Here is a 26,731-nt window from a genome sequence, read left to right on the forward strand (position 1 = left end):
GCGGAGGGAACTTCGTGGCTGGCGACGCCCCAGCCCCCGGGCCGAGCCGCCAAACCCAGAGGTGCGCGTCTGTCGGGACCGGTCTCAGCCCGAGCGGGAAGTCATCGGCTGGCAGCCGCAGCGGCCGGTTCCCCGGCCCGGTCCGTGGTATTGCTCGCGGGTCGCCACATCGGCCACAGCTGAGGTCCGTCTCCAGCGATCCGGAACGAAGGCCGGGGTTGATAGCCGTGCCGGTCGTACAAGGCGGTGGGTCCGGACCCGGTGGACTCCAGATAGCACGGCAGCCCTAACCGGTCGGCGAGCTGATGCAGGTGGTCGAGCAGTGCTGAGCCGTATCCGCGCCGTTGCGCGTCGAGGTTGACCGCGACGAACTGCACGTACAGATGCTCGACGTCGTCGGGGTGGTTCGCCTCGGTGGCCGCGTCCAGGGCCCGGAACCGGTCGACGCGATCGCCGAAGATCTGCTCCATCCGGTGCTCGTAGGCCGGGATCTCGGGCACGCGCCGGCCGCCGCCACGCAGGAACATCACCGCGACCGCTTTGCCGTCGGTGGTGATGTTAACCAGCCCGTACTCCAGCGCGTGGCGGGTCAGCATCCCGAAGTACGGCCGGTACATGCGACGCCGCTGCGTCTTGTTCGGGACCAGCCACGGGCCGAGATCCCCGCCGACGAACGCCGAGACCAGCACGCTGGTGACGTGTACGGCATCGTCGGTGCTCGCCTGGCGGCCCTCGATCGGCTGCGAGGCCCGGATCACCGGACAACTCCGGTCGTCGGCGTCCTCAGGGCGGCAGCATCCCCGGCCGGACTGACGGTGCGGTGGGCACCGAGACCGATCCTGGCGTACACCTCAGGCCTGGCTCTACGAACGATGAACGCCCACACCACCCCGACGGCGAATACGGCCGGGTAGGCCCCGAGCAGCCACCATTGCGTGCCCGACGCGGGGTCGACCCCGAACAGCGCAGCCGCGTTGTCTACCGTCGCGTAACACACCCCAGCGAGAGCGACAAAAGCCAACGCGGGCGCCACCCGGCCTTCCCACACACCCGCCTGGTTGTCGCGGCGGGCGAAGAAAGCGACCACCGCGCTGCTAGTAATGGTCATCAACGCCAGCACCCCGACTCCGCCGAGCACGGTGAGCCAGAAGAATCCCTTGGTGAACGGGTCCCAGCCAGTCAGCACGAACGCGACGATCCCGGCGAACGCGACAACGGTCTGAGTGATGCTGCCACCCACCGGCGCCTTTGACCGCTTCCCGACCCGGCCCCACAGGGTGGGGAACACGCCCTCGCGGGCAAGGGCGAACACAATGCGCGCGTCAGTGTTCTGAAAGGCCAGGATCGCGGCGAAGATGCTGGACAGCAACAGGAACTGGCCCGTCGTGATCACCGCCGGCGGCAGGTGGGGCGCGGCCAGGTTGAAGATCAGCGCCGATCCTTCCGCGGTGGACCGGGCGACAATCTGATCCGGGCCGGCCGCCACCGACATCGCCCAGGCGCAGAAGGCGTAGAGGCCACCAATCAGAGTGACGGCGATGAACGTCGCCCGCGCCACCGTCCTGCGCGGGTCTTTGGTCTCCTCGCTGAACACAGCGGTGCCTTCGAACCCGACGAACCCGGCGATCGCCGTCGCCAACGCCGCACCCAGCCCCGTCGTCAGCAGATTCGACGGCGACAACGTCATCACCGACAGGCGCCCGCCCGCCGGATGTCTTACCTGCACCACGGCCAGCACGACCGCCACGCAGATCTCGGCGACCAGCAGCACCGACAACACCACGCCGAGCAGATCAATCCGTGTCACACCCAGCACCGCAGCGATCGCCCACGCCGCGTAGGCCCAAATCCACCACGGCATCGTCAGACCGGCGTGGGCGGTCATGAAATCGGCCGCGACCACCCCGAACCCGCAATACAGGCCGACCTGCATCAACGGCCCGTACGCGGCCAGCGCCATCAACGCGCCCCCAACACCAGCAGGCTTGCCCAGGCCACGACTGATGTAGGTGTAGAACGCGCCAGCGTTCACGATCCGCCGAGACATCGCCACATACCCGACCGCGAACAACCCCAGCACCACCGCCACCACCACATACGCCAGCGGGATACCCGTACTGCCGGTCACGGCGAACCCGGCCGTCGCACCACCAGCGACCACCGTCAACGGCGCCGCCGCAGCCATCACACTGAACACCAGCGGAGCAACACCCAGCCGCGACCTCGCCAAAGCAGCCGCGACACCACCCCGACCCATGGCGGTGGCTCTACGTACGTCAGGCATGACAATGAACTCCTCAACGAGGGGAAAGAGGGAAAGAGAAAACGTTCGGCCAGCTCACAACGGCGAACGCCCGCGCGATTCAGCGGATCAGGACACCGGCCCCGACGACCGCCTCGGTACGGGAAATCAGATCTTGCACATCAACGGGCACGAGCTGGGCGACCTGATAACGGATGTGCTGTTCAATACCGGGATCCCAGGTATTGAGGACTTCGTGGTGCAGACCCATCGCCACCATCAACCCGGCCAACACCGCATCAACAACATGCAAGTACTCGCCCCGACGGATGGTGTCCGCGATCCGAGCCGCCGGCGCCGCCGCCTCGACCGTGTCCACCGGAACAAACCGCGTCACCCGCGTCAACCCCAACGTCCGAAGCTGACGAGGCCGCTCAACACGGATCTGACGTGCCTTTACCAGCCGGTTACTCATCTCGGCGACCGCATCCAACGCCAGCGCAGCGACCCAGTCGCTAACCGGCAGCAGCTGCTGCTCCGCACGTACCCGGGCCAGCACCGTATTCGCCAAATCGTCCGACGGGGCGGCAGTGTCCACGACCATCAACAATCCGTCCCGTGACGTCACCCGGCCGACCAGCATCAACTCGGCCAGCAACGCCGCACCCAAACCGACCGCGACGACATCCGGATGCACCTCAGGCTCACCGAACGAATCATGCGCAGCAAAGAACAGCTGACCGGCCAACGCCGGCCACGCCTCCGCGCGGCGCCGATGCAGACCAGGCTGACGTGACACACCCCCAACCAGCGGAGGCCATGCACCCTGCTGCCATTCCGGCGCAGGTCGTCCAGGGGGCTGAGGGTGACGGCTGCTTTGTCGGCGCATCACGACCGCCGCACCAATTCACTAGACAGCTCCCGCGTGGATGCTCCACAACTCGGGCACCATCGGGCCTTGACCTTGAACAAAAGCAGCCCGGCCAGAAAGCCCACCACCAACGCCGCCACGAGGGCCGTGATCAACACGACGTACTCCTTTGTCGAGTGGTTGATTTGCCGGTTCACGGCCGGCACGCACCATCGCCTTCGTGCTGCCGGTCACAATGCGTTGCGATCAACAGCCTGGTTGCAAGGAGACGTGGAGCAAAGTGGACAGGCGTAAGCCGCTGTCAGCCGACACCATGATGGGTTGCTTACATCGGCCAGGGTGCGGCTAAGGTCCGTTCATGAGCACGGAGCCCAAGCGAGCGAGCGAATGGACCATCCACGGAGAGCGAGTCGTTGACGACACCCGTAGAGCAGTGCTGAGCGTCGCTGATGTGGAGCTGCCCGACGGTGTTCGATTTGAGCAGTACGTCCTGCGCGTCCCACCCGCAGCGATGGTCGTCGTCATCGACGATGACGACCGCATCCTCATGATGTGGCGGCACCGTTTCATCGCAAACCGATGGGTATGGGAGCTTCCGGGCGGCTACCTGGACCCAGCAGAGGATCCGGAAACATGTGCCGCCCGCGAAGTGGAAGAGGAAACAGGGTGGCGACCGCGAAAAATGGAAAGAATGGTTACTTTCCAGCCAATGATCGGTACAATCGATCAAGAGAACGTTGTGTACCTAGCTCGCGGCGCTGATTACACTGGTTCGGCGCCGGACATCAACGAGGCAGAGCGAATCGCGTGGATCCCGATCAGTGAAGTGCAGCGGCACATGGAAGACGGATCAATCGTCGGCGCTGGATCAGTTGCCGGCTTGTTTGCCGTCCTGCTGCTCAAAGCTCAAGGGAAGCTCTAGCTAGTCGCTTCGAACCTGTCGGAAAAGTCTCGCACGGCTGGCAGGCCTACGTGCTTGGAGAGCCGACCTGCCAGCTCAGCGAGGTAGTCGCCGGCCCTCGCTGAGGAAAGTCCTTCTGCTGCTTCGACCGCGTCAATTCCGACACGGCTTGCTTCCTCGATCTCCCCAGTTTGGACATGAGCAAGTGCGAGCAGAGCGAGGTTAAATTGACGGCCCCTTGCGTACTGCTGTCCGTCCATTTCAAGCGATCGCTTGGCAAAACGCTGAGCAATGTCTCCCCGGCCCAGCGCGACAAAACAGTGTCCGAACTTCGCCGCGAGGTACGCCTCATCGAAATATCCGATCCACTGAGGATCGGCGCCGCGATCTGTCTTGTCGAATAGTTTCTCTGCTGTATCGAGCGCCGCAGCGCACGCTGCCTCATTGCCGCTGACAGCGTGGCCTTGGGCCTCTAGGACTGCCGACTCCGCGCGGATCGCCCCAACGCCCGCTTCCAGAGCCGCTTTTCCGGCAGCGCGAGCAAGGTCGATCGCCTCGTCCGGACAACGCATGTACGAAGCCTGGTGACTCATCGCGGCCAAGATCTCCGCACCAAGTGGACGGTCGGAGGCTCCAGCCGCAAGGCGCAGCGCCTGAATCAGATACCGTTGTGCAAGCCCATGCATGCCGGCGTCGTATGAAGACCACGCAGCTAATTGCACGGTCTCAGCTACGGCGGCCAAGAGCTTCTTGCCGGTGGCAGCATTGTAGCGGCCGTTGACCAGTTCCGTTACGTCGCTGCCCAGAAAACGTACAACACTTTCCCGAACGTGACCGCCCCCAAATTTATTGTCGAGCGATCTGTACGTTGCCGTTATCTGCCGTACCATTTCTACATCAGGCAACCCAATCGCCTTCTCGCCATCCCCAGTCGGATTTTCATCGAGGGGAGACATCAGCCAGCGCATGGCTGGGGGCAGGAACGACGCTGCGCTGAATCCAGCGCTACGGAGGAATCTTCGTCGCTGCATGTCTCCCCGCCACAGGTCCGCTGCGGCATCTATGGCGCGCCGCCAGTTCGGTGCGAACTGTAGCTCGGCGGATGGTTGAGCTGCCGCCACCTCGGGCATCACCGACCGTACGCCGGTGTCGGCTGACACTTCGTAGACCAGGGCTGACAACCGTCCGCCCGCCTCTAGTGCGTCGTCGAGCAGAGTTGCGACAGCAACACTAGGCCGCTTCTTCCCCGACTCAAGATCCCACAAGTAGCCATGCGAACAATGAATCTGCTGGCCGAGGCGCCGCAACGAGATACGTCGCGCCGCACGGAACTCCTTCAGGAGGTGACCAAAACCAGGATCAGCAACGACAGTCCGTCGTGGCATGTCCAGCCCCCAGGGTTCGCAGTCATGGTTCCGTTGGCTACATAGAAGGTGAGGCTACCCGACACCTAAGCCAGGCGCCATGTTCAACCAATCGGCAATTCAATTGCAGCCTTTTGCTAGGCACTGAGTTGAAGTGGTGAACGAAAAGCAGGCCCCGCTCCGTCATGCGACGGAGCGGGGCTTGTGAGGATTCCGCTACTTGTCCGACTCAGATTCTGTTCCGTTTAGCGTTTCGACGATGCGGCCGACCGCTCGGGCGAGGCGCTCGGATGCGGTGGATGCGGCGATGCGCTCATGGCGGGCGATGGTCTTCTGTGGCCAGTCGAGGCCGAAGCGCATGATCAGGGCGCGTCGTTCGGTGTCGTTGAGCGGGGCGTGCTGCCAGCCGGTGTGGATGTCGGCGAGGTGGGCGTACAGGGTGCCGGCGTGGGCGGGGTCCGCGGTAGGTCGTGGCATGTCGGGGTCGGGGGCGGTGGGGTTGGCCATGCCGTAGGCGGTGTCGTGGTCCCAGACGGCGGGCAGGAGCTGTTCGACCAGTTCGCGGGTGTAGGTGCTCATGCCACCTCCGCTCGAATCAGCTCGTAGGAGATGTGACGGGTGCGGCGGTTAGCCTCCGTCTTAACCATGTCGACCAGGTCGCACCAGAGCCGGTGGTGCAGCAGGCCGAGACCCTTGCTCGGATCGGCGATGTAGCCGCGGACGTTGTCGGCCTGTTCGGCGAGCCGGATGACGGCTTCCTGGTACAGGTCGTCGTATTCGGTGGTGTTGCGGTATTGGGCGGCGACCTTCGCGGCGGCTTTCTGAGCCACTTCGGTGACGCCGTCGATGTCCAGGACGGACCAGTCCCCCGTGGTCAACGCACTACCTCCTTGATGTTGGTGTGTCCTTGCTTGGTGAGGGCGACGATCAGCCCGGGTGCGCCTCCGGTGCCTTTGGCGTGGCGCCACCAGGTGCTTTCGCTCTCCATAGCCGGAGGCTGGATGAACTGCCGCCAGCCGTCGGAGTCGATGAGTTCGTGGTGCAGGTGACCGGCGACCAGCAGGTCCGCCTGGTGCATGGCGCTTTCCTTGTTGAATGCCTGCTGGCGCCACCACTCGAAGTGCCGACCGGGCTTCCACTGGTGGCCGTGCGCGTGCGCTATGACGGTGCCGGCGATGTCGAGTACGACGGTCAGTTCGTCGGTGCGCGGAACGTAGAACTCGACGTGGCCGAAGGCGTTTGGGTTGAGACGTGCGGCGTCGTGGACGGCGATCAGCGATTCGGTGTCGTGACTGTCGTCGTACCTGGTGACGCCGCCCTTGCCGAACCGCACGGCTTCCCCGTGGTTACCGGGTACAGCGGCCATCGAGATCCGATTGGCCAGCGGCGCGAACACGGTCAGGGCGTGCAGCATGACCCGGCGGGTGAGCCGGATCTGATCGGTGAGCGGCAGCGGCGTCCGCCAGGCATTGGCGCCGCCTTGGGCAACGAAGCCCTCGACGTGATCGCCCATCCAGCCCACGTGGACGTGGCCGATGTTCGCCCGCTTGCGGTATTCGGTGAGCAGGTCAGCAGCTCGGTTCAGGCCGGCGACCGTACGTCTGAGCGCGCCGGCGGCTCCGTCGCCGTCGATCTTGCCGAATTGCATGTCCCCGAGCAGAACCAGAAATCCGTGATCACCGTCGGGCCGTACCGGGTTCGGGCTGTACTGGCGGACCTGGGTCACCAGCTCATCGACCGGTACCCGGGGCACCTCACCGTGTCCGGTTCGGGTGAAGGTGTAGCGGGTGCTGATGCCGTCGTCACCGTTGGGCATCGTCCAGGTCGACGAGCGGAACCCGGTGGCGATCCACCGTTCCGGGTCGAGGCCTTGGGCGCGCAGGTACGCGGAGGCCGCGTCCTCGGTTACCTGCCCGTTGTCGCCGCGGACGGTGACGGTTGCGACGTCGCCACGGACTTCGACCTCACGGGTCAGATCGCCAGGTCGAGTTTTTCGGTTCGGCAGGGTCGGGCCGATGGGCTTGGCCAGCAGTTCGTGCAGAAGTTCATCGGTCATCGTCGGGCCTCCCCGGGTGGCGCAGGGCGCGCCGGTAGGTGCGGATGGTGGAGGCGGACACCGGTGTTCCCGCGCGGTGGAGCCAGCCGGCGAGGTATTCGGCGCTGGTCCGGCCGAGCAGGTGTAGCCAGAACGCGGCCCGGGTCGGCTCGTCCATGGCGTCCCAGGCGGTGTTCAGGCGCTGGCCTGGAGTGCCGGGCAGCTCGACAACGCGGCTCATGGCGACACCTCGACGATCCGCACCCGGTGCTCGATGCGGATTTGCGAGGGGCTGTCGGTCCAGTCGGTGCCCATGTACGCCCAGTACGCGCTGTGACTGTCTCCGCCGGGGTCGCGGTATTGGCCGAGCCGGTTGCTGCCGGTGCCGTGGGTGTACCGCACGATGGCGTAGTCACCGTCGCGGAGACATTCCTTTGTGCCGCTCATGCAGCCACCTCCGTGCCGACCAATGCGTGCAGGGCGTTCGCGCCGTCTCGCAGGTAGGTGTCGGTGACGTCGCCTCGCCGCAGTCGCACGCCCTTGGCGGTACGCAGCGACCGGCAGACGCGGGTGGTGAAGTCCGCGCCGGCGTCATCGGCATCGCCCCACACCCACGCGCGGGAGAACCCGGCGAGCATCCGCCGGTGGTGTGCCTTCCAGCCGGAGGCGCCAGGGATGGCAATGGCCGGCAGACCGACGATCGTGAGCACCTGGGCGTCGAACTCGCCTTCGGCAATGTGGATCTCGTCGTCGGCCCGATGCACGGCGGACACGTTGTACACGCGGGCCGGTTCGCCGGCCAGGCTCATGTACTTGCCGTGCCCGTGCTCGCGGTGGACGTGGCCGTCGTTGAGGCAGCGGAACCGGATGCTCAGCGGGTGGTCGTCGCGGTCCAGGTAGGGGATGGCGAGGTAGCCGCGGAAGCGTTCGTGGCCGGGCAGCGGGTCAGCGACGACGCCAAGCCGGAACGTAGCCGCCGTGTGCTGGTCGATTCCGCGTGCTAGCAGGTAGCGAGCGGCGTCGGCCGTAACGGCTGCCTGATAGGTCGCTGTCGCCTCCTCCAGCGCTTCCCGTTGGGAGGCCGAGAGAGGCCGCAAGGGCTCTTGCTCGGACAAAGTCCACGCCTTCTTTCTCCATGATCAGGGTGTAGGCGTCGCCGCCTCGGCTGCAGGAGTGGCAGCGCCACAGGTCTTTGTTCGTGTCGATCGAGCAGGACGGGGTGTGGTCCTCGTGCAGCAGACAGGCGATCATCTGGGTGGTGCGTGACGGCTCGTACGGAACCTCGTAGTGCTCCAGCACTGCCGTCAGCGAGGGCTTGTCGCTCGTTGACGTCCTCCTGTTGGCCTGGCCTTGTAAGCGTCGCCCGGCATCAGCCGGATGGATAGCTGTCTCAGGTTGTCTTGGGTTGACTGGGGTTGACTGGGGTTGACTGGGGTTGACCCGGCGTGGGGTTCATCCGGTTCACAGGCCGAAGTAGTCGCGCACGGTGGTCAGCACGTACGCGTCCTTCCAGTTCTTGCCTCGTGACTTGGCGATAACGACGCCGCGCACGTCGGCCGGATCCAGTCCTCTGGCCTTGGCGTAGTTGATGCGCTCGGTCATCGCCTCGCGGACAAACTCGGCCGGATGCAGAACGCCAGCCTTGGCCTCGACCACCACGTGCTGGACGTTGCGGTCCATGCACTCGATGACTCTGACCACGAGGTCACCTTCGTCGTGCTGGCCGGCCAGGCGGAGCCGTTCGACTTCGTGGCCGTGCTCGCGCAGGCCCTTCAGCAGAGCGACCTCCCAGTCCGCTCCCGCCCGCTTGTTGCGCCGATTGCGGCCGGTGGCGTCAGTCATCGCAGGTCACCTCAGTTATCTCCAGATGCGAGAAGTCGGTCATCGATTCACCCCTGTCGGGACAGGCCGAGAACGTTGCATCGGTGACGTGGCGTGAAAGCGGGTCCGTTCGGGGTCGCACCACAGCACCGCGTACTGCCGCGCGGTCGGATCGGACGGGCCCATACGCTGCTTGATCACCGCGATGCGGAACTCCATCGAATGCGGGTCCAGCGCCACCGACAGCGACAGCTCCGGCTTCTCTGACAGGCCGCCCTTGACCTGGTCCCGGCTCGGCGGGGCCCACGGGTCGGACTTTGCCTCCCAACTCTTGTCGCTGGCGTGGTGCAGCACGATCACCGTGGCGCCGGTCGCGCGGGCCAGCTCGGTCAGCCCGGACATCACGGCCATCTGCGCGGTGTAGTCCGACTCCGCGGCGTCGAAGTCCATCAGGTTGTCGCAGACGATGACCTGCGGATAGGCGTCCCACAGCTCGACGTACGCCTCCAACTCCTCGTCGAGCGCTTGCCAGGTGATCGGCGAGCCAAATGCGAACGTGATCCGGCTCGGCGCCAGGGCGCGCAGGTAGCGGGCGCGTTGCTCGCCGCCGGCCGCCATGCCGGCTTCGACCTGCCCGGTGCTGTCGCCGGTGACCATCGACGCGAGCCGCGAGGAGGCGGTGAACGGACTCATGTCGGCCGACATGTAAAGCGTCGGCAGGTTCATCTGGGCGACCCAGAACAGGGCCAGACCGCTTTTCTGGGTGCCTGAACGGCCGGCGATCATGATGACTTCCCCGTGCCGGGGCCGGCACCCGCGGCGATACAACGCCGCGAATGCCGGAACCCGGGGAAGTTCACGACCGGACTCGGCGTGCAGGCTGAGCGACCGTCGAGGCGTCAGCATCTGCTCCGCCCCGCTCAGTCGAACGACGGCATGGCGCCGGACTCGCGGGCCGCGTCCACAGCGGATTCGCGTTGCTCCCAGTAGGCGCCGACCGCGGCCTCGGTGTCCCACTCGACGTCCCGGAAGGCATAGCCGGCACCGGACTGGGTCGGGATCTTGCGGACCACGGCGACCATCGCGCCGCCCATGACGCGTTCGAGTGTGGAGGTCAACATGCCGTGCACCACCCGGGCGCCCTTGATGAGGGCGGTCGGCTCGCCCTTCTCCAGGGCCTCGCTGGTGGCGAAGACGGTGATATCGGCGGTGACCTCGTCGCGCAGCGTGGTCCGGCCCTGGTAGGTGTTCTCGACGCCCTTGACGATGCTGGTCGGCTCGATCAGCAGGGCGAGGTCGTTCATGTGATCGGCCGGCTTGAAGAACGTGCCGCCGGAGATCGCGGACGGCTTGGCGAACGAAAAGCTCATCGTGCGGTGTACTCCCTCACGAACGTCTGACTACATTTACACGTTTGAGTACGGATCAACCCGCCCTGGTCAGGCTGCGGCCACGGACTTTCCATGCGGCGGTGACTGCCGGATCGGCGAACGCGTCCTGATTCTCGGCCCACAGCCGTTCGAGGCTGCGCACGTCCGGCGCCTGGGCGATCAGCGCGAGGAGCGGATTGGCGGCGGGCTCCGCCTGCGGGCGCTCAGCGGTTGCCTGTTCCCACGCGCTGGAGCGATCGGTTGCCGGCGGCCGGCTCGCCGCCGGGCGCGTCTGCACGGGCGGCGAGTTTCGCGACTCGACAACGGTGGCGCCCAGGCCGGAGGTCAACGCCCCGACCGCTTGGGCTGCCGTGGTCGCGTTCGCGACGAGATCCGACAGGGTCAGGCCTGCCACATCGTCGGGCTGCATCCCGAAGAAGGTCGCGATGTCCTCGCGGACCTGCTCGGTCGTGCCGTGGAACACGGCCCAGGGCTGTTCGTAGCCCTTGCCGTACTTGATCGTCACGGTGATGCCACTGGCCAGGGGGTCGGCGGGGATACCCATGCGGCGCTCCTCTCGATCGCAAGCGACTACATTTACACGATGGGTCATTGATCGACCACGACATCCGCAGCAGAGTGATCGAGCGCACGGAACGGGATCATGAGCCGACGCTTGGACCGCAACGCGCGGACCTGCTGCGCCACGAGGACGGCTTGCCAGCCGACCGTGAGGTCGATCCAGTAGACCGTGCACTGCCCGGTGCCGGCCGGTAGGTGGATGATCAGGCCCCACTGCTGGCTGACGTCCGGCAGCGGGCTGCGGGCCTGGGTGATGTGGTCGTAGAACTGGCCGCGCGAGTAGACGGCCAACTGCATGGCCATCTTCAGACCGCCGCGCTCGACCGAGCCGGTCTTCAGATCAGTGATGACGTTACCGGCGAACGGCGTGCCGTCGGGGCCGGGGCCGGCGTAGAAGCAGATCCGGTCCGGCGTACCGGCGACAGTGAGCGCGTCGACGACCACCAGCCGCTCGACGTGTACCACGTCCAAGTGCAGGGTTGCGGCCTTGTATGCGGCCATGTCCGCAACGTCCTGATCGGTGGCACCGGGAAGGGCTTCGCCGCGGTCGACGTACTCCGACAGCTTGTGCAGGTGGGTGCCCTTCTCGCGCTTGGCGTGCGCGCCCGCGAGGGCGGTGGCCCGCTCGGCAAGGCTGTTGAGGGCTCGTTTGCCGGCGGGGTCGAGCGGGTCGAGCTGGCGCGCCTGAGCGACAAGCGCGGGGTCGTGGGCGGCGCCGACCAGGACCATGCGTTTGCCCCAGGCGTTCAGGGCCGACTTGTCCTCGATGCAGTCCACGAAGGTGGTGCAGCGCGTGTACGGGGTGGGCTTGGCACGGCCCGGTATGTGGATGAGGGGGCGGTCGTAGCGATCGCGTGGAACGCCGGCCGATGACGCAGGCTCTGCGGGACTGTCGAATTGGCTTGGCCGCGTGATGCGATAAGTCAGGTGCACTACCTCCCGATTGTCGTCGTGGACAAATCCTGTTAGGACAGCAAGGGATTTTTGGGTCCGGAGTACGAGTCGGTGGTCGTCAGCCAGATGCGGACCGAACCGTCATCAAAGAGTTCCGGATCGACCTCGTCGGGGTCCATTGCTTCCAGACCCTGCGCGTTGGCGGAGGAAAGTGCCTCGGCGATATCTGCCGACGCGTAGCCCGGGGCCGCGTCGAGGTAGAACTCGAAGGCGTCGGGCTTGTTGACCAAGGTCACGAGGCTGGGAGGATGATCCTGCTCCTTGCCCCCGTGCCGGCCTGCACCGCGGGGCGATGACTGCACCATGCAACATTCACCTGCGCCTTTGGCTGATGGCTCGGGAAGCTGCCCCCGCTGACGGTTCCCGGTTCACGAGGTGACTCCACCCTTCCTGACGCGCCGAGTTCCCACCACGCGTGCATCGTCAAGAGACCCGACCGCCCAGTTGCGAGCGGGGCTCATTTTGGGACCAGTGGATCACTCTAGCTACTTAGGAGCAAAGCCGAAATGACCGTTCAATAGTGAACGTCGCCTTCGCCAGACGTGACCGAAAGAACGAGTGGGGGTAGCCCGAACGGCCACCCCAACCGCACTGCGGTAAGCGAATCAAGAAGCCCCTGGCAGGACGTTCATTCGGTGGCGCGTCGCTTACCGGTGGCGGTCGTAGGTCGCCGGATGATGTCGTCATCTTCCGGCAGACGCGGCTGCTCGGTGAAGCCGGTCGTGTCGCCGTAGTCGTAGGCGATGACCACACCGCGCTCATCTAAGCCCTTGAGCCAGCTGGCTAACCGCCCGCGATCGACGGGCCGGATGTCGGCTTCCTTGTTCTCACGGCGGCGAGCCTCCAGGCGCAACATCAGCGCCGGGTACGCGAAGCGGTCTTCCTCGCGCAGCTTCCAGGGCAACAGCTCGTCGTTCTGCGTCGTGCGGCGGTCCAGGCCGTAATCGCGGCGAATGTTGCCCCACATGCTCGGGGTCGTCGAGACGCCGTACTTGGTCTCGTACTGCTCGACCATCCACCGATACTTACGGCCCTCGGAGAACCAGCGAAGCACTTCTTGCAGGTCGACGATTTTCGTCTTGGCCGCCACCGACGCTCCCCACCAAAGCTCGCCCACTCGGGCTGGGCCCGCGCCCCCCGTTTCAACGTGTAATTAGAACCGAGGGTGTGATGGGGGTCAAGCCACGATGCGTGACATTCGAGCACAATCGAACGGTAAAGAATCCGACCGATGCGCCATCACGCACGACATCGCTTTCCTGCGGTGTTCAAGGCTCGGCAGTCGCGCCGACCCTCGTCGCGAACAGGACGTTCTTCAGCGCCACGGCGTGGCGCCATCAACCGCAGACCATATCTCGCCGCATCGCTCGAACGTATGTTCGAGCTGAGTGTGCGGGCCGATGGATCGCCGGACGGTGATGCCTTTGGCGACACTCCGTAGATATTTGAGGGTGATCGCCAGGCCTGCGTCTAGACGTTCGTCGATTAATCGCTTGTGCTGTCGTCGGCGTCCCGCTCGTGGGCGGACAGCCACGGCGCGTAGGTGTCGATGAATCCGATAACCACCGGCAGGGCCATCAGGCGGGTCACGATCGTGGCGCCCGCGGTGATGGCGGCCGCGACCGCAGCGAGGGCCGCGAATGCCTTGGCGGGCAGATGATCCTGCGCGACCTGCATGACGACGGGGATCACGACGAGCAGGACGCCTGCCGCGGAGACGGCAGTCTGGAATGCGGTACGGATGGTGCGGCGTCGGGATTCGTTCAAGGTGTTGGCCTCCTGACTCAGAACCGGTTGGTATTGAGGCGTCTCTGGAGCGCCTTGATGCAGTCCGACGGCTTGTCGAGTTTTCCGTCAGTCGGGGTGCCGAGGTATCTCTGAAGCGCCCGGATGGTGTGGGTGACCTTGCCGTTCTGCGCGATGCCCTTGCCGTCGACCGCGAGCTTGGGGTTCGCACCGTGGGCGTTGAGGAACCGCTGGACCGCCTTGACCAACTCCGAATTCGGACTGATCTTGCCGTCGACCGGCGTGCCCATCACCCGCTGCCAACGCGAGATGGTCTTCGGCCCAAGAACGCCGTCCACCGGCAACGCCGAGCCGCCGCCCGAGGAGGCGGGCGGCCCGCTGGGCTTGCCACCGGTTGCCTTCTGCCAGTCCGCGATGGTCTCGCCCTTGAGGATGGACAGGATGCGTCCGATGGCGTCGGCGCTGGCTGCGAACTTGCGGATGAAGCTGATGTGGATGTGTCCCAGGTGCGAGCGGTCGCGGCCGGAGTCCGGGCCGCTGTCCGCACCCACACCCTGCGCCTTGCCGCCGGTGAGCATGTAGCAGCGCACGGTCCTGGAGTCCAGGGTGCCGATGTACTCGCGCACGATCGGTTCGCCGTTGATGTAGAGCCGCCCGTCCTTGGCCTTCATGGCGTCGTCGAGGCGTTTGCTGTACTTGCGCATCTCGGCGGCCGGCAGCGTCAGGTCGATCGCGCTGGCCAGCTTCGCCGAGCCCTCCCGGTCGTTGGCGACCTCCTCGACGCTGTAGTCGTGCGAGGACAGGTGCTCCCGGGCGTTGTGGTAGCCCGGCTTGTCGGCGTAGATGCCGCCGAGCTTGACCTTCGACTCGAACGCCTTGAACTTCAGCCACAGCTCCCACATCGCCGAGCTGATGCGGGTCGGACTGGGGTTGCTTGCCACGTGGTTGCCTCCTGAGCACAGCAAGAAGGCCAGGCTGCACATGGCGGCCTGGCCGGAGTTGGGATAGATCGTCGGTGAGCGACCCGAACGGGCGTGGGATTGTTATCAATTAGAGGAACGACACAGTAAGGAGTCGGCGAGTAGGCGCAGGCAAGCCATATCCGCAGCTAGGCGCCCTGTGTCGCGGTACTAAAAAGGTCTAGATAGCTTAGTGGGAACTGATCATCTTCGCCGAAGCCGCATTATTTCGATAACCGCGTTTGCGCATATATCTGTCGTCCGGCACGCTCGTCCCGGCCAGCCCCAATCGAGCGGGCATTGTCGGACGTACACTGTGCACAGGGCAAGTCGTTGTCGTGGATCTGTTCGCGGGATGGGGAGCCCTGGCAATGGCCTTCGAGGACCGAGGAGCGAGCTGAGGGAATGGCGAAGTCAGACAGCAAGGGGCATGCTGCGGTGATCGGTGCGCTTGCCAGCGGCGTCGCTGGAGTCTTGTTGGCCGGCGCCAAGGGTGGGGTCTCGACACCCGTAACGGTCGCGGCGATCGTCGGCCTTGTTGCCATGTCGATTACGTATCTGGTGCTCGTTATGCGCTCGGAGAATCCACCGTATTCCGCGGAGATCAATAATCGGTCGACGGGCAAGCGCCTCGGATATCGGCCCTCGACGCGCGCCGACCAGGATGCGGAATAGGCGGTGGGGCTTATCGTTCGTAAAGCCGGTCGACGCGGCGTTCGAGGTCGTTACGTTCGACGCGTTCGTGGCGTATCTCTTCGCGCAGGCCGCCGATCTCTTTGGTGTGCAGGCGCTGGGTGTGTTCGACGCGGTCCAGGGACGCAAGGACGCGGTCGATGTCGTCGCGCAGGTTGGTGGCGTGGCTGTTGTGCACCTGTGAGACGGCGACGTCGGCCTTCTGCTCGACCTGTCCGAGCTTCTTGTGCGAGCGGCGCACCATTTCCAGCAGCACACCGATCAGGGCGGCCAGAACGGCGCCGGTCGCGGTGACAACGGCTGCTTGGACAGGGGCTTCGAGGGCCAACGCGGTGTTCACCTCCAATCGGTGCCGGTGCCGGTCTTGAGCTGGGTGAGCACCCATTTGGTGCCGTCACCGACCCAGACGATCGCGTCAATCCAGGCGGTGCCGTCACCTACCTTGACGCCGGACAGCGTCGTGAACGTCGCGACCGCCGACCAGGCCCCGGTGCCTGCCGCGTTGATCGCCCGGACGCGGACGAAGTAGGTGGTTCCGGGCAGCAGGTCGGCCAAAGCGATGGGCGAGGCGGAGTCGCTGAGCGTTGCCACCGCCCCGGAGAAGGCGGCATCGGTGGCGGACTGGATCTGATAACTCGTGATGCTCGCGCCCCCGGTGTCGCTCGGTGCCGACCAGGCGACCGCAGCCGAGGTTGTGCCGACGTTGCTGACGGCCGGGATGCCTGGGGCGGACGGCGCGGTGGTGAGCGTGGTGAAGGTCCGGCTCGCGGACCAGCTCGACCATCCCTCGCTGTTCTGCGCGCGTACGCGTACGTACAGCACTGTGCCCTTCGGCAGGCTGGTCAGTGTCCGGCTGGTGGCCCAGCCGGTGCTCCAGGACTGGATGACGTTGGTGAAACCCGAGTTGCGCGACACCTGCCCGCCAGCGCCGTTCAGCGATGCACCGTTGGCCGCGGGCGCGGACCACGCGGGCGTTGCCGTGGTGGCGGTGATCGCGCTGACGGTGGGCGCTCCCGGCGTGCTCGGCTCTGACGGTGGGCGCCGGGGCAGGGTGATCGAGCGGGAGTGCGTCGGCGCGTCGCCGTTGAACGCGCCGGACAGCCTCGCCGAGTAGGAGTAGGTCGGGCCGCCGGAGTAGCCGATGGCTGCGCTGAAGCTGTGGGAGTACAGCAGCTTCGATTGGTTCTCGTCGAGGCTGTTGTGGAATGAGCCGGAGTCTCCGCCGGTGCCGGACAACGACCAGCTCTGATCATCGTCGAAGTTGAAGTTGTCGCCGCACTGGACGTACAGCTTGACCGTGACCGTGACCGATGTGCTGCTCGCGGCCGGCGTCGTGGTGGTCAAGTCGATGCCCAGCCGGAGGTGGCCGTCGTAGGACCCCCAGGTGATCGCCACTGCGGAACCCCCTAGCTCATCGGCTGAATCCAGATTCTGTCGGCGGTGGGTGCGCCGGACGGCGTGGTGGGTGAGACCGTGAGCGCATAGCCGTTCCAGCGGGTTGCGTTGTCGGCGGTCGGCGCCACCATGTCGATCCAGGTCGTGCCGTTGAAGAACTCCCACTTGCCGGTCGAGGTGTTGAAGCCAAGCCGGTAGCGGCGCGGGTCAACAGGCCTCTGTGCGGTGGTCCAGGATCCGACGCGCGATCCGACGTACCTGCGCTCGTCCACGACGTTCGCCGAGTTGAGCGTGGTCGAGTTGGCCGCGACGTTGATCAGCGCCAGGCTCAGTTCGTAGACACCCGTGTCGGTCTGGGTCAGGCCGATGTTCGGTCCGGTCAGGATCGCCGGGGTGATCGTGTTCGCGGTCGGGTCGAGACGCAGAACGATGCGGTCCTGCCGGGCGGCGGAACCTGCGCCGGACAGCGTGAGGGTCTCGACGGCGGTCGAGGCGACCGCGTGGCCGCGCACGATGGCCAAGCCCGGCTGGATGCTCAGCGCCAGGCCGTTGCCGGTGGCTGCCACCAGGAATGCGGGGCCGCCGATCGAGTCGGCGACGCCGGTGTCTTGAAGCTCGCGGAAGAGCTGGCTGTACTGTGTCTCCGTGGTGTCCTGCCCATCGAAGGGGTAGGCCGAAATTGCCACGCGGGGATACCTCCGGGATCAGTGGGAAGCGGCGCCGACCGCGTGGTACTGCACGGCGAAGACGACGGATCCGCTGGCCAGGACAGTGCCGGCCGGGTGGTAGACCAGCAGCGTGCAACCCGTGGTCGTGATGTCGACGGCTCGGCACTGAAGCGACCGGTAGTAGACGGCCGTGTTGGCGTTGGAGATGGCCGGCACAACCACCGGCGGGACCGGGAACGGCTTCGCGAACGTGACCGCCGCCGTCCACTGCGATGCAGTCGGCGCGATCGTGATGCTCTTGGTGCCCCAGTCCTGCTGGACCTGGGAGAGAGTGTCGAAGTCCGCCGCGTTGTAGGCACCGACCGTGACGAGTTTCCGCCACACCGACCAGCCGTGAACGCCAGTGCCGGAGTCCACGTAAAACTCCGGATTACCGTCCGGCGCGGTCGTCGCGAAGGTCTGATATGAGTCGTCGCCACCATCGCCGACCGTCATGACATAGCCGGCCAGGCCCTCCGGAAGAGCCCAGTTCGCGCTGTCGTCCCGGGTGATGCGGGTGAGAGTCACCCCGGCGTCGAAGCCGTCTGGTGGAATCTGCGAGACCTCGTCGTCAGCTTCAGTCAGCAAGTGAAAACCGTTGAGCGGCGTGCCCGTCGCTTCCAGCTGCGACACCCGGGTCTCGACACCCGTCACCCGCCGGGCCAACACGGCGTCCGGGTCGAACCCGGTTGCGGCGCCGATCACCGCGCCGACACGGAATCCGGTCGCGTCGGACTTGATGACGAAGCCCGTCACGGTGCTCGACAGTTCCTGGCCTTCCACGACCACAGTGACCGCGTCGCCTTGCCGCCACGCGGTGCCGTACGGCATCGCGCTGTCCTCCATCGGCACGACCTGCACGGCCAGCGTGGAGAACCCTTCATCGGCCAGCACCTCATCACCGGCCCGTTCCAGCTCGGCCACCACATCGGTGTTGCGCTGGTCCTTGAACACCTCGATGTGGCGGCCCCACTCGATCTCTGCGGCCTGAGCGTCAGCGTTGGTCCGCGTGACGAACCGACGTTTGACGCCTTCGTTCTGGCCAGCGACCAGAACCAGCGTCGCGCCAGGCGGTGAGACGGCGACCTTGTGGCCGGCCAGCGTGCTGTTGTAGATGTCGAGCCGGATCTGCTTCGTGCGGTCCGCCACGGTGTAGGTCTCGAACGCGATGGTCGAGCCGCGCTGGACCATGCGGAAGCCGAGACCCGAGCCGGTGGCCAGCTCGCTCAGCAGGTTGCCGAGCACGCGGAAACGGGCGCTCTTCGAGGTGGACATGCCGCGTTCACGGTTGGTGCCCATGACGACTTTCGACAGCAGCGTCCCGTGGGGCCGGCGTGCGGCCGGTGCGCTCGGGCCGATGTTCGCCGCGACGAAGGCGTGCATCAGCGACTCGATCGGGCCGGTCCGCTGGTCGTTCACTTTCGCCTGCTTCGTCGGGTCGCCCTGGGCCGGATCGGGGTAGGCCAGCACGTCAGCCAGCAGGCAGGAATCGGAGACGCCTTCAACGGTCAGCGCGCCGGCCGGGTCGTCGGCGGTCGCCGAATTCTCGGCCTTCGTGACCGGTCCTGACATCAGCACGTCGTCCGGGCCGGTCACGACGATGCCCGCGCCGGGAGTGCGCAGCGCTGCGGCCAGCGGGTGCTCGACCGCCATGGCGATATTCCATGTGCCGACGTTGTTGAAGGCGTCCTGGAGTGTCAGGTCCAGTTCCTCGGGGCGGATCAGGCCCAGCCGGTTGAGCTGCTTGTCGCGGACCTCGACGGTGATGTCAGACAGGCGCATCAGATCACCACCCTCTTGCGGGGCCGCCAGGTGCACACGATGACGGACGCCGTGCTGGCGTCGTCGAGCGAAGCCGTCGCCGTGCTGGTACCGGGCGGCACTGCCCAGAACCGGGGAGCCGCGGCGAGACCGGCGTACCGGTTTGCCCCGGCCGCGTCGGTCACGGTCCCGGCTTGCGTGTCGAGGATCAGCGTCTCGCCGGCCGACAACGTGCCGGTCCAGCGCAGCACCTGGCCGGTCGGTGAGATCGCCGCGAAGTTCTTGCCAGGTCCGGTGACTGCCCACACCGGGTAGGCGGGTGCGGTGCCGCTGTTCTCGAGCACGATGGTGCCGATCGCCTGGCTCGGCGCGACCCGCAGGTTCGCGAGGCTGCCATTGAGCAGACCCCGGCCGCCGCCTGCGTTCGTGATGCGCTGACTGATCGCTGTGCTCGACGTCCAGTACGGCGAGCCGGCCCGCAGGGTGATGACGGTGGACAACTCACGGGTACCCGTCGTGTCCGTGCCGTAGACCCACTTCCCGCCGCCTTGCCAAGCAACCGGGGTGGACCAGTCGGTGCCGTCGTCCTCGACGAACCGCAGCACGCACTTCTCGGCGAGCATCACCTCCAGCCGGGCCACCAAGGCTCTGAGACCCTGGCGGTTGTCAGCGAGCAGGTGCAGCGGCAGGTCGATGTCGCGTGAGCGAAGGCGCGAGCCGCGATAGGTGGCGCCGTCACCGGCGCCTTCAATCCATTGGGCCGCGACGTCCGGGAAACCGAGTCCGGTCGCCCCGGTCAACGCCTGCACGCCGGACCCGGTCTGCGCGACGTCATCCAGGTTGAGTGAGTCCGTGGCGGACTCCAGCACCAGATGCGGCATTACCAGCCCACCATCCTCGCCCGACCTGCTGCCGCAAACAGGTCTTCCTCGCTGTCGAGCGAAGACCCCGGCGCCGCGTAGTAATTCAGAACCTTCGTCGTACCGTTCGCTTCTGCGGACGGGTTGATAGCGCCCGTGACGTGGGCGGACAAGCCTGCGGCGGAGAACCCCGCGAGAGCCGGCGCCCGGATCGTCGTAGCGCCGACGTCGGCGGTGAGGCGGGCCAACGACCGGCGGACCGCGTCATAGCGCGACTCCAGCCCGGTGATGAAGCCGTCCATCACCAGCCGGCCGGCGTCGACCAGCAGGAGCTGGTCGCGGGCCGGCGGCCCTTTCCAACTGGTCAGGCTAGAGGTGAGGCTGCCCAAGGTGGCTTTGACCTTGCCGAACATCGACGTAATGCCGTCGATGAACCCTGCGATCAGTTGCACCCCGGCGTTGACCAGCGTCGAGGACAGGTTGCCCAACGCGGCCTTGGCCTTGCCGGGCAGGTCTCTGACGACATCGACGGCGTTGCTGACGCCGTTGTTGAAAGTCGACGTCACCGAGTTCCAGGCGGACGAAGCGGTTGCTTTGATGTCCGACCACAGGGTGGAGAACGTGCTGCGGATGCTCGACCAGGCCGCGCTCGATGTGGTGGTGATAGCGCTGGTGATCGACGACCAGGTGGCGGTCATCCAGTTCCAGATCGAAGCGGCGACCGACTTGATCGCGTTCCACGCGATCGACCACAGGTTCTTCGCGTTGCTCAGGCCCGCGGAGAGGTTGTTGAGCAGGATGTCGATCACACCGGAGAGCAGTGCGACGATGCCGTCCCAGACGCCGCCGAAGATTTCCTTGATGCCGGTCCAGACGCGGTTCCAGTCGCCGGTGAACAACCCGGCGAAGACATCCCAAATCCCTTGGATGATCTTGACGGCTGCGGCGATGACGTCGACGACCGTGGTGATCGCGACCACCAGGTTGTCGATCAGCACCGACGCCATCGCTTGGATGGCCGGCACGAGGTACGGCATCAGGAAGTCGATGAGCGTCTTCAGCATGTTCAGCAGCGGCTGGATCGCGGTCGCCGCCTCGGCGATCCCGGCGGCCAGCGCCGGCAACGCTGCCGCCACGACGTCACCGAGCGCCGCCACCAGCGGTGTGATGATGGACGTCAGCAGCGAGAGCAGCATCGTGATCAGCGGGGTGAGCGCCTGCACGATGACACCGAGCGCCGGCCCCAACGCCGCCAGGATCTGCCCGACGATTGGGGCCAGTGACGTCAGCAATTGGGCGATGACCGGCGCAATCGCCGCGAGAAGCTGCGCGATGATCGGCAACAGAGGGGTGACGGCGTTCAGCGCCGTCACCAGCACTGTGCCGAGCAGACCGCCCAAGGCGGTCACCACCGGCGTCAGCGCGGAGAACGCTGACGTCAGCGCGGGCACCAGCCCGCCGGAGATCATCGACGCCAGCGCGGTCGCGACCTGAGCGATGATCGGCGCCAGTGACGCCATCGCCGAGCTGAGCGCCCCACCCAACACGGTGATCAGCGGTTGCAGCGCCGGGGCCAACGTCGTGACGGCTGACGCCAGCGCGGCGAAGACCGTGCCCAGCGTCGGGCCGAGCGTGGCCATGAAGGTGCCCAGCACCGAGCCGAGCGCGCCCAGCGCGGCGCCGAGCGGCCCGATCGCCGGCGTCAGCCCGAGGACGGCGTCACGGATGCCGGAGAACAGGTCGAGCAGACCCCGCTGAAACTCCGGCTGTGCCAGCGCGGAGGCAAGGCTGCCCAGCAGCGCACCGATCGCCTGCCCGGCCACCGGCAGCACCGTTTGCAGCGTGTCGGCGAACTGGACGAACAGGTCTTCCAGCGCCGGCCCGGCCTGGGTGACGATGCTGTTCATCGCCTCGTGCGCCGCCAGGAAGACGCCGGTCAGCGTGGTCTGGAACGCCGGGCTGTTCACCACATCCGCGATGTGCGCGAGCCCGTCAGCCAGCACGGCGAGCGAGGTGCCGCCCGAGTCGGTTGCCGCCTTCGCGACGCCGGCCAGGATCTGCCCGACCGACAGCAGGACCGTGCTCAGGTCAGACAGCGCCACCAGCGCGGTGTTGATCCAGCCGGTCAGCCGGCCGTCGTTGGCCGCGCCCGACAGCCAGTCGTTGAAGGTGGTGGCGATGTCGACGAACCACTGCGCCAACTCGGGCAGATACCCGGCGCCGGTCTCGCCCAGAATCTTGATGATGCTGGCCAGCGCCCCGGTAGCGCCGGTAGCGATGGTGATCGACGACGACAGGTCGGCGAACATGCCGGCCAACGCGCCGTCGAACACGCCGCTGAACGCGGTGGCCAGTCCGGCGAAGAAGCCGCCGAGCTCGGTGCTGACCGCCGCCATGCCGGCGGAGAGCTCCGGCAACAGGGTGTCGACGAGGCTGCGGATCGGCGCCTCGGCCGGGCTCCAGAAGTTGCCCGACATCAGGTCCGCGAGTGCGGACAACTGGGCTTTGACCTCGGGCAGGACGCTGTTGAAGTCTTTGAAGGCCACCAGGGTCGCGCCGAGCCCGAGCGCCATCCCGCCCAGCAGGCCCGGCAGCACCAACGCGAGCGGGGCGATGCTGGCCAGCGACGCCGACAACGCGGCCAGGTCGCTGGCCGCCGCGATGCCCACGCTGCCGAGCCCCGCGATGGCCAGGGCCAGGCCGCCGATGATCGGGGCGGCCTTGTCGAGGTTCTTGATGACCTGCCAGAGGTTGTCGAGGATGTCGCTCACCGACCGGGCGCCTGACAGGGCGGCGAGTGCGGTGGCCGCGCTGATCAATGCGCTCTGATCAACCGTCGGGATCAGCGGGACTGTGCGCGGCCGGGTGAGCAGCTTCAGCTTCGCGTTGACCAGGGCGCCGGAGCCGGCGGCGTAGTCCGGCTCGACCTGGACCTTCAACGGGCTGATGTCGTCCGCCCAGTCCTTCAGCTTGTCCTCGACGTGCTTCAGCGACTCCTCGTCCAGGTCGGTCGCCACGACCGCGCCGACCAGGTCCGCATTGATCTGGATCTTGCGGCTGTCGGCCTTCTCCTGGAGCTTGCGGACGGCTTTGGTGATCTCCTCGTCCATGTTCGACGTGGCGATCGTGGTGTAGATCCGCATCTTGCGGCCGTCGTTGACCCGGTTCTCCTGGTTGATGCGCCGCAACTCCACCAGCGCATCGCGCAGCCCGCCAGTCAGGTCGATCTTCGCCTGGACGGTGACTTGGAGTTGCTTCTCGATCCGGTCGAGACTGTTCTGCGCCTGGCGGCGAAAGTCGTCGGTGTCGGGCAGCACCTTCACCGAGACGCGGCCGATCACCTGGCCAGCGGGCATCTGGTCACCTCCGCTGGAATCGCTGATACAGCTCGGCCACCGTCACCGGCTTCTTGCGTTCGGGCTTGGCCTGGCTGCTCGGGCGCGGCCACGCCGGCAGCGTGGGCACCTTGCCCTTGGCCCAGTGGCCAGTGGCCCGGGTGTTCTGGTTGAGTGCGTCGTACAGATCGGCGATCAGGTGCCGGTCGACGCCCCACCCGAAGTGCTGCCGCCCGCCCGAGGCAAGCGCGACAGTCAGCGAGGTGTCGGGGAGCCTCTGCGCGAGTGCGAGCACCAGCGAAGGGGCCGGCCCGTCGCCCGCGATCACCCGGGTCAGGTCGACGCCGTAGTGATACAGCAGGTCCGGGTAGAGCCCTTCGCCATGCTCGTCGATCAGTCGCGCGAGGCCGAGGCTTCCCCCACCTGCGTGCCCTCGCTGTAGCGGGAGAAGACCTCGACCAGCACGGCCAGGTCGTCACCGATCGCCGCCAGCAGGGCCTGGGCCGCAGCCGGCGTCTCGGTCACCAGGCTCAGCGCCTCCGACAGCAGGGCCTCCTGATCGGCGTCCCCGGCGTTCAGCTTCTCCTGCACCGCGATGAGCGCGGCGCGCTGTTTCTTCGGCAGTCGCAGTGGGTTGAGCAGCTTCACCACACGGGTGCCGAGGTCGATGTCGGTCGAGCCGTACTTCACCTCGGCCGCGGCGCGGATGTCGTCCAGCATGAACGAGGACATGGGTATCGGACCTCCACGGTCAACAAGAATGCGGAAGGGGCGGGTGTGCCGGAGGCGGTCACACGGTGATCGCGTCTGCGTCGGGGTCCGGCTCGATGGTCGCGCCCAGCGGGGTGACGGCGTACGTCCAGGCGTTCGCCCCGTACGTCATCGGTTTGACTCCGAGCGGCAGACCGGCCAGGGATTCCGTATCTGAGGCGCTGAAGTCGTCGGCCCGGTACACCTCAGCCTTCGGCGCGTAGAAGCCGAAGTGGTTATCCCCATCGACGAAGACGACAAGGAAGGCGCAGATCGTGGGGACCGGTTCGGCCGGCACACCGAGCAGACCGTTGGGCAGCATCGGGGCGTTCGCCCCGTAGTACAGGCGCAGGCCATCGACGTCGAACTGCTGCAACGTGAACGCCAGCGACTCCGTCCTTGCGCTGTACTTCGTCCGCAAGTTCTTGTTCTGCAACGTGCCCAGCACCGTCGCCTCGCCACCCTCGGAACTGATGCCGAAGATGTCTTCCAGCGAGGTGTGCCCGACGTTGTCCCACGGCGACGCCGGGGCGAGCAGGTCGGCCGGGAACTCGGTTCCGGTGGGCGCGGTGAAGTAATTGCCACTGCCGATGACCAGGGTGGCATCGTCATTGATCACGTAAGCAAGCTCCTCAAGGGGCAAGGCGAAAGACCCGCCCTTATCGCGAGAGCGGGTCCTTCGGAGCGGAAGTCAGGCGGTGGGGAACGGCCGGACGCGCGGCTTGCGGATCGCGATGCGATACAGCGACTCGTACCGCCACACACCGGTCGGTAGATCGGCGTACTGCACCGGGCCGGTCGCGGTCGCCCAGTCAGTGACCCGGCGAGGCGCCGAGGTCATCGTGACCCTGGTCAAATGCCCGCGCTGCGGCACCGAACGGTGCTGCAACCACGCGTCGCGCAACGCCACCCGGACCGCTTCGGCCAGCAGCGCTGCGTCCTCGTCACCGTTCGGGTCCTCGGCAAAGGTGTGGATCACCAGGTCAGCCGAGTCGAGGAACCGGGTGTCGCCGAGCCATTCGCCGAAGGACGGTTGCCGGCGCATCAGCACCAGCGGGAAAGTCTGGTTGTCCCAGATCAGCGACTGCACGCTGACCCCAGCCAGGGTCTCACGAAGCAGGTACAGGAGCAGATCCTCGGCCGGGCTCAGCTCGACCATCGCGCGGATGTTCGCCGGTAGCCCGCTCATCCGTTCCCCTTGCGTTTGCGCAGCGGCGGGACGCGGATCTTGGAGTGCGCGCCCTTGGGCAGGTGCGCGGCGTTGTGCAGGATGAACAGCCCGTCCATCGCGCCCCACTGCTCTCCGGTCTCCGGGTCGGTGTAGCCGGCACGGCCGTACTCGATCGACATCGCGGCCTTCTGCCCGCGCTCGTCGGACAGGATCACGTACCAGTCGACATCGCCGTGCTCGATGTCGATCTCGGCGTCGCCGTCCTGCCGGTGACGCACCAACTCGACCTCCGCGCGAGCGGCGATCTCAAACGTGCGGGCCTCCAGCTCGGCCTGCACGCCCTCGTTCTGCGCGACCTGCTTGGTCGCGCGACGGTAGATTTTCGCCATCAGGGACGCTCCCGGATGTCGATCGACCAGTGCCGTACCCGGCGGCTCCCGAGGTGCAGCGCGGGTGGGGTCACGACATCCCACAGCCGGCCGTTCCATTGCACCCGGGACCAAAGGTCGACGTCTTCGACATCAGCGTCGATCAGCATGCGGATGACGTTGATCTGCGCCTGGCCGGGCACCTCTGCCCGAGCTGACCGCTGCGGAAGGAACACCGCCCGAACCTTGTACGGGCCGTCGTCCTCCGCCACCCGCACCTCGTTGCCACGGTTGTCGATGATGGCCATGCTTTTCCAGATGAAAGCGGTCTGACCGCGGCGCCGCTGAACGCTCACCAGGGCTCCACCTCATCGCTGAACAGCGGAAAGGGCTTACCGCCGCCGGCCACCGGAACCACGCCGACGGGCGCCTCACGCTGCGATTCCCAGGCGGAGATCGGCACTGAGGCCAGCGAAGGACTCTTGCCCGCCAGCCCACGCAGGAGCTTCTGCTCCTCCTCGGTGAAGTACACCGTCCCGGCATTCTCACCAGCTGCGTCGCTCCAACCCAGCGTCTCATCGCCAGCACGCGACTGGGTGTAGCCGTTGGGGTTGTTCATGTACCGACGGCACGCCTTAAGGACCAACGTGCGCACCAGGCGAGGCGCAGACGCTGTGTCCCAGTCGCGGCCGTAGCTGCGGGCCAGCTCCGAGGCGTCCTCCAGCGCGGCTGCCGCGATGCGGGTCTCGTCGGGGTCAAGGGCCCAGTCCAGACGTTGAGTCAATTCGTCGATGCTGGCAAGTGAAGTTATGAGGCCTCCCTCAAGCGATGGGCATCCGAAGGCGT

General features: G+C 66.4%; 35 protein-coding genes. 2 read left to right on the top strand and 33 right to left on the bottom strand.

Annotation, left to right across the window (positions count from 1 at the left end):
- Positions 1 to 101: 101 nt before the first annotated feature.
- The 3 genes from ACGFIO_RS02060 to ACGFIO_RS02070 form a co-directional block, all read right to left on the bottom strand.
- Complete coding sequence (locus ACGFIO_RS02060) at positions 102 to 758, bottom strand: GNAT family N-acetyltransferase (RefSeq protein WP_392820829.1); 657 nt, start codon at positions 756 to 758, stop codon at positions 102 to 104.
- The gene (locus tag ACGFIO_RS02065) at positions 755 to 2,257 is read right to left on the bottom strand and encodes an APC family permease (RefSeq protein ID WP_392822544.1); all 1,503 of its coding nucleotides are present in this window, start codon (positions 2,255 to 2,257) and stop codon (positions 755 to 757) included. Before ACGFIO_RS02065 ends, ACGFIO_RS02060 begins: the two co-directional genes overlap by 4 nt.
- Positions 2,258 to 2,363: 106 nt before the next feature.
- Positions 2,364 to 2,990 carry a GPP34 family phosphoprotein gene (locus ACGFIO_RS02070; RefSeq protein WP_392820832.1) on the bottom strand — a complete coding sequence of 209 codons (627 nt, stop codon included), beginning with the start codon at positions 2,988 to 2,990 and terminating at the stop codon, positions 2,364 to 2,366.
- Between the two features lie 481 nt (positions 2,991 to 3,471).
- On the opposite strand from ACGFIO_RS02070, the gene ACGFIO_RS02075 reads away from it, so the two are divergent.
- Positions 3,472 to 4,035: an NUDIX hydrolase gene (locus ACGFIO_RS02075; RefSeq protein WP_392820834.1), complete on the top strand. Its 564-nt coding sequence runs from the start codon at positions 3,472 to 3,474 to the stop codon at positions 4,033 to 4,035.
- Here ACGFIO_RS02075 and ACGFIO_RS02080 read toward each other — a convergent pair.
- The 17 genes from ACGFIO_RS02080 to ACGFIO_RS02160 all read right to left on the bottom strand — a co-directional run bounded on the left by ACGFIO_RS02080 (position 4,032) and on the right by ACGFIO_RS02160 (position 14,869).
- On the bottom strand, positions 4,032 to 5,399 hold the full coding sequence (locus ACGFIO_RS02080) for a helix-turn-helix domain-containing protein (protein ID WP_392820837.1): 1,368 nt from the start codon (positions 5,397 to 5,399) through the stop codon (positions 4,032 to 4,034). The two genes, ACGFIO_RS02075 and ACGFIO_RS02080, sit on opposite strands and share 4 nt — an antisense overlap.
- Positions 5,400 to 5,594: 195 nt before the next feature.
- A complete protein-coding gene (locus ACGFIO_RS02085; RefSeq protein WP_392820839.1) occupies positions 5,595 to 5,957 on the bottom strand; it encodes a hypothetical protein in 363 nt (120 codons plus the stop codon).
- Complete coding sequence (locus ACGFIO_RS02090; RefSeq protein WP_392820841.1) at positions 5,954 to 6,256, bottom strand: hypothetical protein; 303 nt, start codon at positions 6,254 to 6,256, stop codon at positions 5,954 to 5,956. The genes ACGFIO_RS02085 and ACGFIO_RS02090 overlap by 4 nt, the downstream gene beginning before the upstream one ends.
- Entirely contained in the window at positions 6,253 to 7,434 is a 1,182-nt protein-coding gene (locus tag ACGFIO_RS02095; RefSeq protein WP_392820843.1) for a hypothetical protein, read from the bottom strand. The genes ACGFIO_RS02090 and ACGFIO_RS02095 overlap by 4 nt, the downstream gene beginning before the upstream one ends.
- Positions 7,424 to 7,654, bottom strand: coding sequence for a hypothetical protein (locus ACGFIO_RS02100; RefSeq protein WP_392820845.1), 231 nt, complete (start codon positions 7,652 to 7,654; stop codon positions 7,424 to 7,426). Before ACGFIO_RS02100 ends, ACGFIO_RS02095 begins: the two co-directional genes overlap by 11 nt.
- Positions 7,651 to 7,860, bottom strand: a complete 210-nt coding sequence (locus ACGFIO_RS02105; protein WP_392820848.1) for a hypothetical protein — start codon at positions 7,858 to 7,860, stop codon at positions 7,651 to 7,653. The genes ACGFIO_RS02100 and ACGFIO_RS02105 overlap by 4 nt, the downstream gene beginning before the upstream one ends.
- Positions 7,857 to 8,477: a toprim domain-containing protein gene (locus tag ACGFIO_RS02110; protein WP_392822546.1), complete on the bottom strand. Its 621-nt coding sequence runs from the start codon at positions 8,475 to 8,477 to the stop codon at positions 7,857 to 7,859. The genes ACGFIO_RS02105 and ACGFIO_RS02110 overlap by 4 nt, the downstream gene beginning before the upstream one ends.
- Positions 8,359 to 8,664: a CHC2 zinc finger domain-containing protein gene (locus tag ACGFIO_RS02115; protein ID WP_392822548.1), complete on the bottom strand. Its 306-nt coding sequence runs from the start codon at positions 8,662 to 8,664 to the stop codon at positions 8,359 to 8,361. Before ACGFIO_RS02115 ends, ACGFIO_RS02110 begins: the two co-directional genes overlap by 119 nt.
- 210 nt (positions 8,665 to 8,874) lie before the next feature.
- Positions 8,875 to 9,255 (bottom strand): hypothetical protein, encoded by a 381-nt coding sequence (locus tag ACGFIO_RS02120; RefSeq protein WP_392820850.1) that lies wholly within the window; start codon positions 9,253 to 9,255, stop codon positions 8,875 to 8,877.
- Positions 9,256 to 9,294: 39 nt separating this feature from the next.
- Positions 9,295 to 10,140 carry an AAA family ATPase gene (locus tag ACGFIO_RS02125; RefSeq protein ID WP_392820853.1) on the bottom strand — a complete coding sequence of 282 codons (846 nt, stop codon included), beginning with the start codon at positions 10,138 to 10,140 and terminating at the stop codon, positions 9,295 to 9,297.
- Positions 10,141 to 10,154: 14 nt separating this feature from the next.
- A complete protein-coding gene (locus ACGFIO_RS02130) occupies positions 10,155 to 10,604 on the bottom strand; it encodes a hypothetical protein (protein ID WP_392820856.1) in 450 nt (149 codons plus the stop codon).
- Between the two features lie 55 nt (positions 10,605 to 10,659).
- Positions 10,660 to 11,169, bottom strand: coding sequence for a hypothetical protein (locus tag ACGFIO_RS02135; RefSeq protein ID WP_392820858.1), 510 nt, complete (start codon positions 11,167 to 11,169; stop codon positions 10,660 to 10,662).
- A 44-nt stretch (positions 11,170 to 11,213) separates the two neighbouring features.
- Complete coding sequence (locus ACGFIO_RS02140; RefSeq protein ID WP_392820861.1) at positions 11,214 to 12,119, bottom strand: hypothetical protein; 906 nt, start codon at positions 12,117 to 12,119, stop codon at positions 11,214 to 11,216.
- A 32-nt stretch (positions 12,120 to 12,151) separates the two neighbouring features.
- A complete protein-coding gene (locus ACGFIO_RS02145; RefSeq protein ID WP_392820863.1) occupies positions 12,152 to 12,445 on the bottom strand; it encodes a hypothetical protein in 294 nt (97 codons plus the stop codon).
- A gap of 323 nt (positions 12,446 to 12,768) precedes the next feature.
- Positions 12,769 to 13,230, bottom strand: a complete 462-nt coding sequence (locus tag ACGFIO_RS02150) for a hypothetical protein (protein ID WP_392820866.1) — start codon at positions 13,228 to 13,230, stop codon at positions 12,769 to 12,771.
- Positions 13,231 to 13,625: 395 nt separating this feature from the next.
- Positions 13,626 to 13,907, bottom strand: coding sequence for a hypothetical protein (locus ACGFIO_RS02155; protein ID WP_392820868.1), 282 nt, complete (start codon positions 13,905 to 13,907; stop codon positions 13,626 to 13,628).
- A gap of 17 nt (positions 13,908 to 13,924) precedes the next feature.
- On the bottom strand, positions 13,925 to 14,869 hold the full coding sequence (locus tag ACGFIO_RS02160) for a peptidoglycan-binding protein (protein ID WP_392820870.1): 945 nt from the start codon (positions 14,867 to 14,869) through the stop codon (positions 13,925 to 13,927).
- Between the two features lie 381 nt (positions 14,870 to 15,250).
- On the opposite strand from ACGFIO_RS02160, the gene ACGFIO_RS02165 reads away from it, so the two are divergent.
- Positions 15,251 to 15,520: a hypothetical protein gene (locus ACGFIO_RS02165; RefSeq protein ID WP_392820872.1), complete on the top strand. Its 270-nt coding sequence runs from the start codon at positions 15,251 to 15,253 to the stop codon at positions 15,518 to 15,520.
- A gap of 10 nt (positions 15,521 to 15,530) precedes the next feature.
- Here ACGFIO_RS02165 and ACGFIO_RS02170 read toward each other — a convergent pair whose 3' ends face one another.
- The 13 genes from ACGFIO_RS02170 to ACGFIO_RS02230 all read right to left on the bottom strand — a co-directional run bounded on the left by ACGFIO_RS02170 (position 15,531) and on the right by ACGFIO_RS02230 (position 26,669).
- Positions 15,531 to 15,878 (bottom strand): hypothetical protein, encoded by a 348-nt coding sequence (locus ACGFIO_RS02170; RefSeq protein WP_392820875.1) that lies wholly within the window; start codon positions 15,876 to 15,878, stop codon positions 15,531 to 15,533.
- Positions 15,875 to 16,933, bottom strand: a complete 1,059-nt coding sequence (locus tag ACGFIO_RS02175; RefSeq protein WP_392820878.1) for a fibronectin type III domain-containing protein — start codon at positions 16,931 to 16,933, stop codon at positions 15,875 to 15,877. The genes ACGFIO_RS02170 and ACGFIO_RS02175 overlap by 4 nt, the downstream gene beginning before the upstream one ends.
- A gap of 11 nt (positions 16,934 to 16,944) precedes the next feature.
- Positions 16,945 to 17,619: a hypothetical protein gene (locus ACGFIO_RS02180; RefSeq protein ID WP_392820881.1), complete on the bottom strand. Its 675-nt coding sequence runs from the start codon at positions 17,617 to 17,619 to the stop codon at positions 16,945 to 16,947.
- A gap of 18 nt (positions 17,620 to 17,637) precedes the next feature.
- Complete coding sequence (locus ACGFIO_RS02185; protein WP_392820882.1) at positions 17,638 to 19,422, bottom strand: siphovirus ReqiPepy6 Gp37-like family protein; 1,785 nt, start codon at positions 19,420 to 19,422, stop codon at positions 17,638 to 17,640.
- Entirely contained in the window at positions 19,422 to 20,282 is an 861-nt protein-coding gene (locus tag ACGFIO_RS02190) for a phage tail family protein (protein WP_392820884.1), read from the bottom strand. Before ACGFIO_RS02190 ends, ACGFIO_RS02185 begins: the two co-directional genes overlap by 1 nt.
- Complete coding sequence (locus ACGFIO_RS02195) at positions 20,282 to 23,617, bottom strand: hypothetical protein (protein WP_392820887.1); 3,336 nt, start codon at positions 23,615 to 23,617, stop codon at positions 20,282 to 20,284. The genes ACGFIO_RS02190 and ACGFIO_RS02195 overlap by 1 nt, the downstream gene beginning before the upstream one ends.
- Before the next feature lie 4 nt (positions 23,618 to 23,621).
- Complete coding sequence (locus ACGFIO_RS02200) at positions 23,622 to 23,924, bottom strand: hypothetical protein (RefSeq protein ID WP_392820890.1); 303 nt, start codon at positions 23,922 to 23,924, stop codon at positions 23,622 to 23,624.
- Between the two features lie 65 nt (positions 23,925 to 23,989).
- Positions 23,990 to 24,328 (bottom strand): phage tail assembly protein, encoded by a 339-nt coding sequence (locus ACGFIO_RS02205; RefSeq protein WP_392820893.1) that lies wholly within the window; start codon positions 24,326 to 24,328, stop codon positions 23,990 to 23,992.
- A 58-nt stretch (positions 24,329 to 24,386) separates the two neighbouring features.
- Positions 24,387 to 24,965 (bottom strand): hypothetical protein, encoded by a 579-nt coding sequence (locus tag ACGFIO_RS02210; protein ID WP_392820895.1) that lies wholly within the window; start codon positions 24,963 to 24,965, stop codon positions 24,387 to 24,389.
- A gap of 72 nt (positions 24,966 to 25,037) precedes the next feature.
- Positions 25,038 to 25,535 (bottom strand): hypothetical protein, encoded by a 498-nt coding sequence (locus tag ACGFIO_RS02215; RefSeq protein WP_392820898.1) that lies wholly within the window; start codon positions 25,533 to 25,535, stop codon positions 25,038 to 25,040.
- Positions 25,532 to 25,906, bottom strand: a complete 375-nt coding sequence (locus tag ACGFIO_RS02220) for a DUF5403 family protein (RefSeq protein ID WP_392820900.1) — start codon at positions 25,904 to 25,906, stop codon at positions 25,532 to 25,534. The genes ACGFIO_RS02215 and ACGFIO_RS02220 overlap by 4 nt, the downstream gene beginning before the upstream one ends.
- Positions 25,906 to 26,241: a phage head-tail adapter protein gene (locus tag ACGFIO_RS02225; protein WP_392820903.1), complete on the bottom strand. Its 336-nt coding sequence runs from the start codon at positions 26,239 to 26,241 to the stop codon at positions 25,906 to 25,908. The genes ACGFIO_RS02220 and ACGFIO_RS02225 overlap by 1 nt, the downstream gene beginning before the upstream one ends.
- Entirely contained in the window at positions 26,238 to 26,669 is a 432-nt protein-coding gene (locus ACGFIO_RS02230) for a hypothetical protein (protein WP_392820905.1), read from the bottom strand. The genes ACGFIO_RS02225 and ACGFIO_RS02230 overlap by 4 nt, the downstream gene beginning before the upstream one ends.
- Positions 26,670 to 26,731 lie beyond the last annotated feature (62 nt).

Source organism: Actinoplanes sp. NPDC049265 (genome assembly GCF_043197135.1).
Classification (GTDB): Bacteria; Actinomycetota; Actinomycetes; order Mycobacteriales; family Micromonosporaceae; genus Actinoplanes.

Coding starts and splice junctions, on each gene's coding strand:
- ACGFIO_RS02080 (WP_392820837.1), bottom strand. CDS start 5,399: ATGCCACGACGGACTGTCGTTGCTGATCCTGGTTTTGGTCACCTCCTG.
- ACGFIO_RS02145 (WP_392820863.1), bottom strand. CDS start 12,445: ATGGTGCAGTCATCGCCCCGCGGTGCAGGCCGGCACGGGGGCAAGGAG.
- ACGFIO_RS02125 (WP_392820853.1), bottom strand. CDS start 10,140: ATGCTGACGCCTCGACGGTCGCTCAGCCTGCACGCCGAGTCCGGTCGT.
- ACGFIO_RS02115 (WP_392822548.1), bottom strand. CDS start 8,664: ATGATCGCCTGTCTGCTGCACGAGGACCACACCCCGTCCTGCTCGATC.
- ACGFIO_RS02215 (WP_392820898.1), bottom strand. CDS start 25,535: ATGAGCGGGCTACCGGCGAACATCCGCGCGATGGTCGAGCTGAGCCCG.
- ACGFIO_RS02065 (WP_392822544.1), bottom strand. CDS start 2,257: ATGGGTCGGGGTGGTGTCGCGGCTGCTTTGGCGAGGTCGCGGCTGGGT.
- ACGFIO_RS02105 (WP_392820848.1), bottom strand. CDS start 7,860: ATGAGCGGCACAAAGGAATGTCTCCGCGACGGTGACTACGCCATCGTG.
- ACGFIO_RS02195 (WP_392820887.1), bottom strand. CDS start 23,617: ATGCCCGCTGGCCAGGTGATCGGCCGCGTCTCGGTGAAGGTGCTGCCC.
- ACGFIO_RS02185 (WP_392820882.1), bottom strand. CDS start 19,422: ATGCGCCTGTCTGACATCACCGTCGAGGTCCGCGACAAGCAGCTCAAC.
- ACGFIO_RS02100 (WP_392820845.1), bottom strand. CDS start 7,654: ATGAGCCGCGTTGTCGAGCTGCCCGGCACTCCAGGCCAGCGCCTGAAC.
- ACGFIO_RS02190 (WP_392820884.1), bottom strand. CDS start 20,282: ATGCCGCATCTGGTGCTGGAGTCCGCCACGGACTCACTCAACCTGGAT.
- ACGFIO_RS02075 (WP_392820834.1), top strand. CDS start 3,472: ATGAGCACGGAGCCCAAGCGAGCGAGCGAATGGACCATCCACGGAGAG.
- ACGFIO_RS02120 (WP_392820850.1), bottom strand. CDS start 9,255: ATGACTGACGCCACCGGCCGCAATCGGCGCAACAAGCGGGCGGGAGCG.
- ACGFIO_RS02130 (WP_392820856.1), bottom strand. CDS start 10,604: ATGAGCTTTTCGTTCGCCAAGCCGTCCGCGATCTCCGGCGGCACGTTC.
- ACGFIO_RS02205 (WP_392820893.1), bottom strand. CDS start 24,328: ATGTCCTCGTTCATGCTGGACGACATCCGCGCCGCGGCCGAGGTGAAG.
- ACGFIO_RS02165 (WP_392820872.1), top strand. CDS start 15,251: ATGGCGAAGTCAGACAGCAAGGGGCATGCTGCGGTGATCGGTGCGCTT.
- ACGFIO_RS02220 (WP_392820900.1), bottom strand. CDS start 25,906: ATGGCGAAAATCTACCGTCGCGCGACCAAGCAGGTCGCGCAGAACGAG.
- ACGFIO_RS02095 (WP_392820843.1), bottom strand. CDS start 7,434: ATGACCGATGAACTTCTGCACGAACTGCTGGCCAAGCCCATCGGCCCG.
- ACGFIO_RS02085 (WP_392820839.1), bottom strand. CDS start 5,957: ATGAGCACCTACACCCGCGAACTGGTCGAACAGCTCCTGCCCGCCGTC.
- ACGFIO_RS02135 (WP_392820858.1), bottom strand. CDS start 11,169: ATGGGTATCCCCGCCGACCCCCTGGCCAGTGGCATCACCGTGACGATC.
- ACGFIO_RS02160 (WP_392820870.1), bottom strand. CDS start 14,869: ATGTGCAGCCTGGCCTTCTTGCTGTGCTCAGGAGGCAACCACGTGGCA.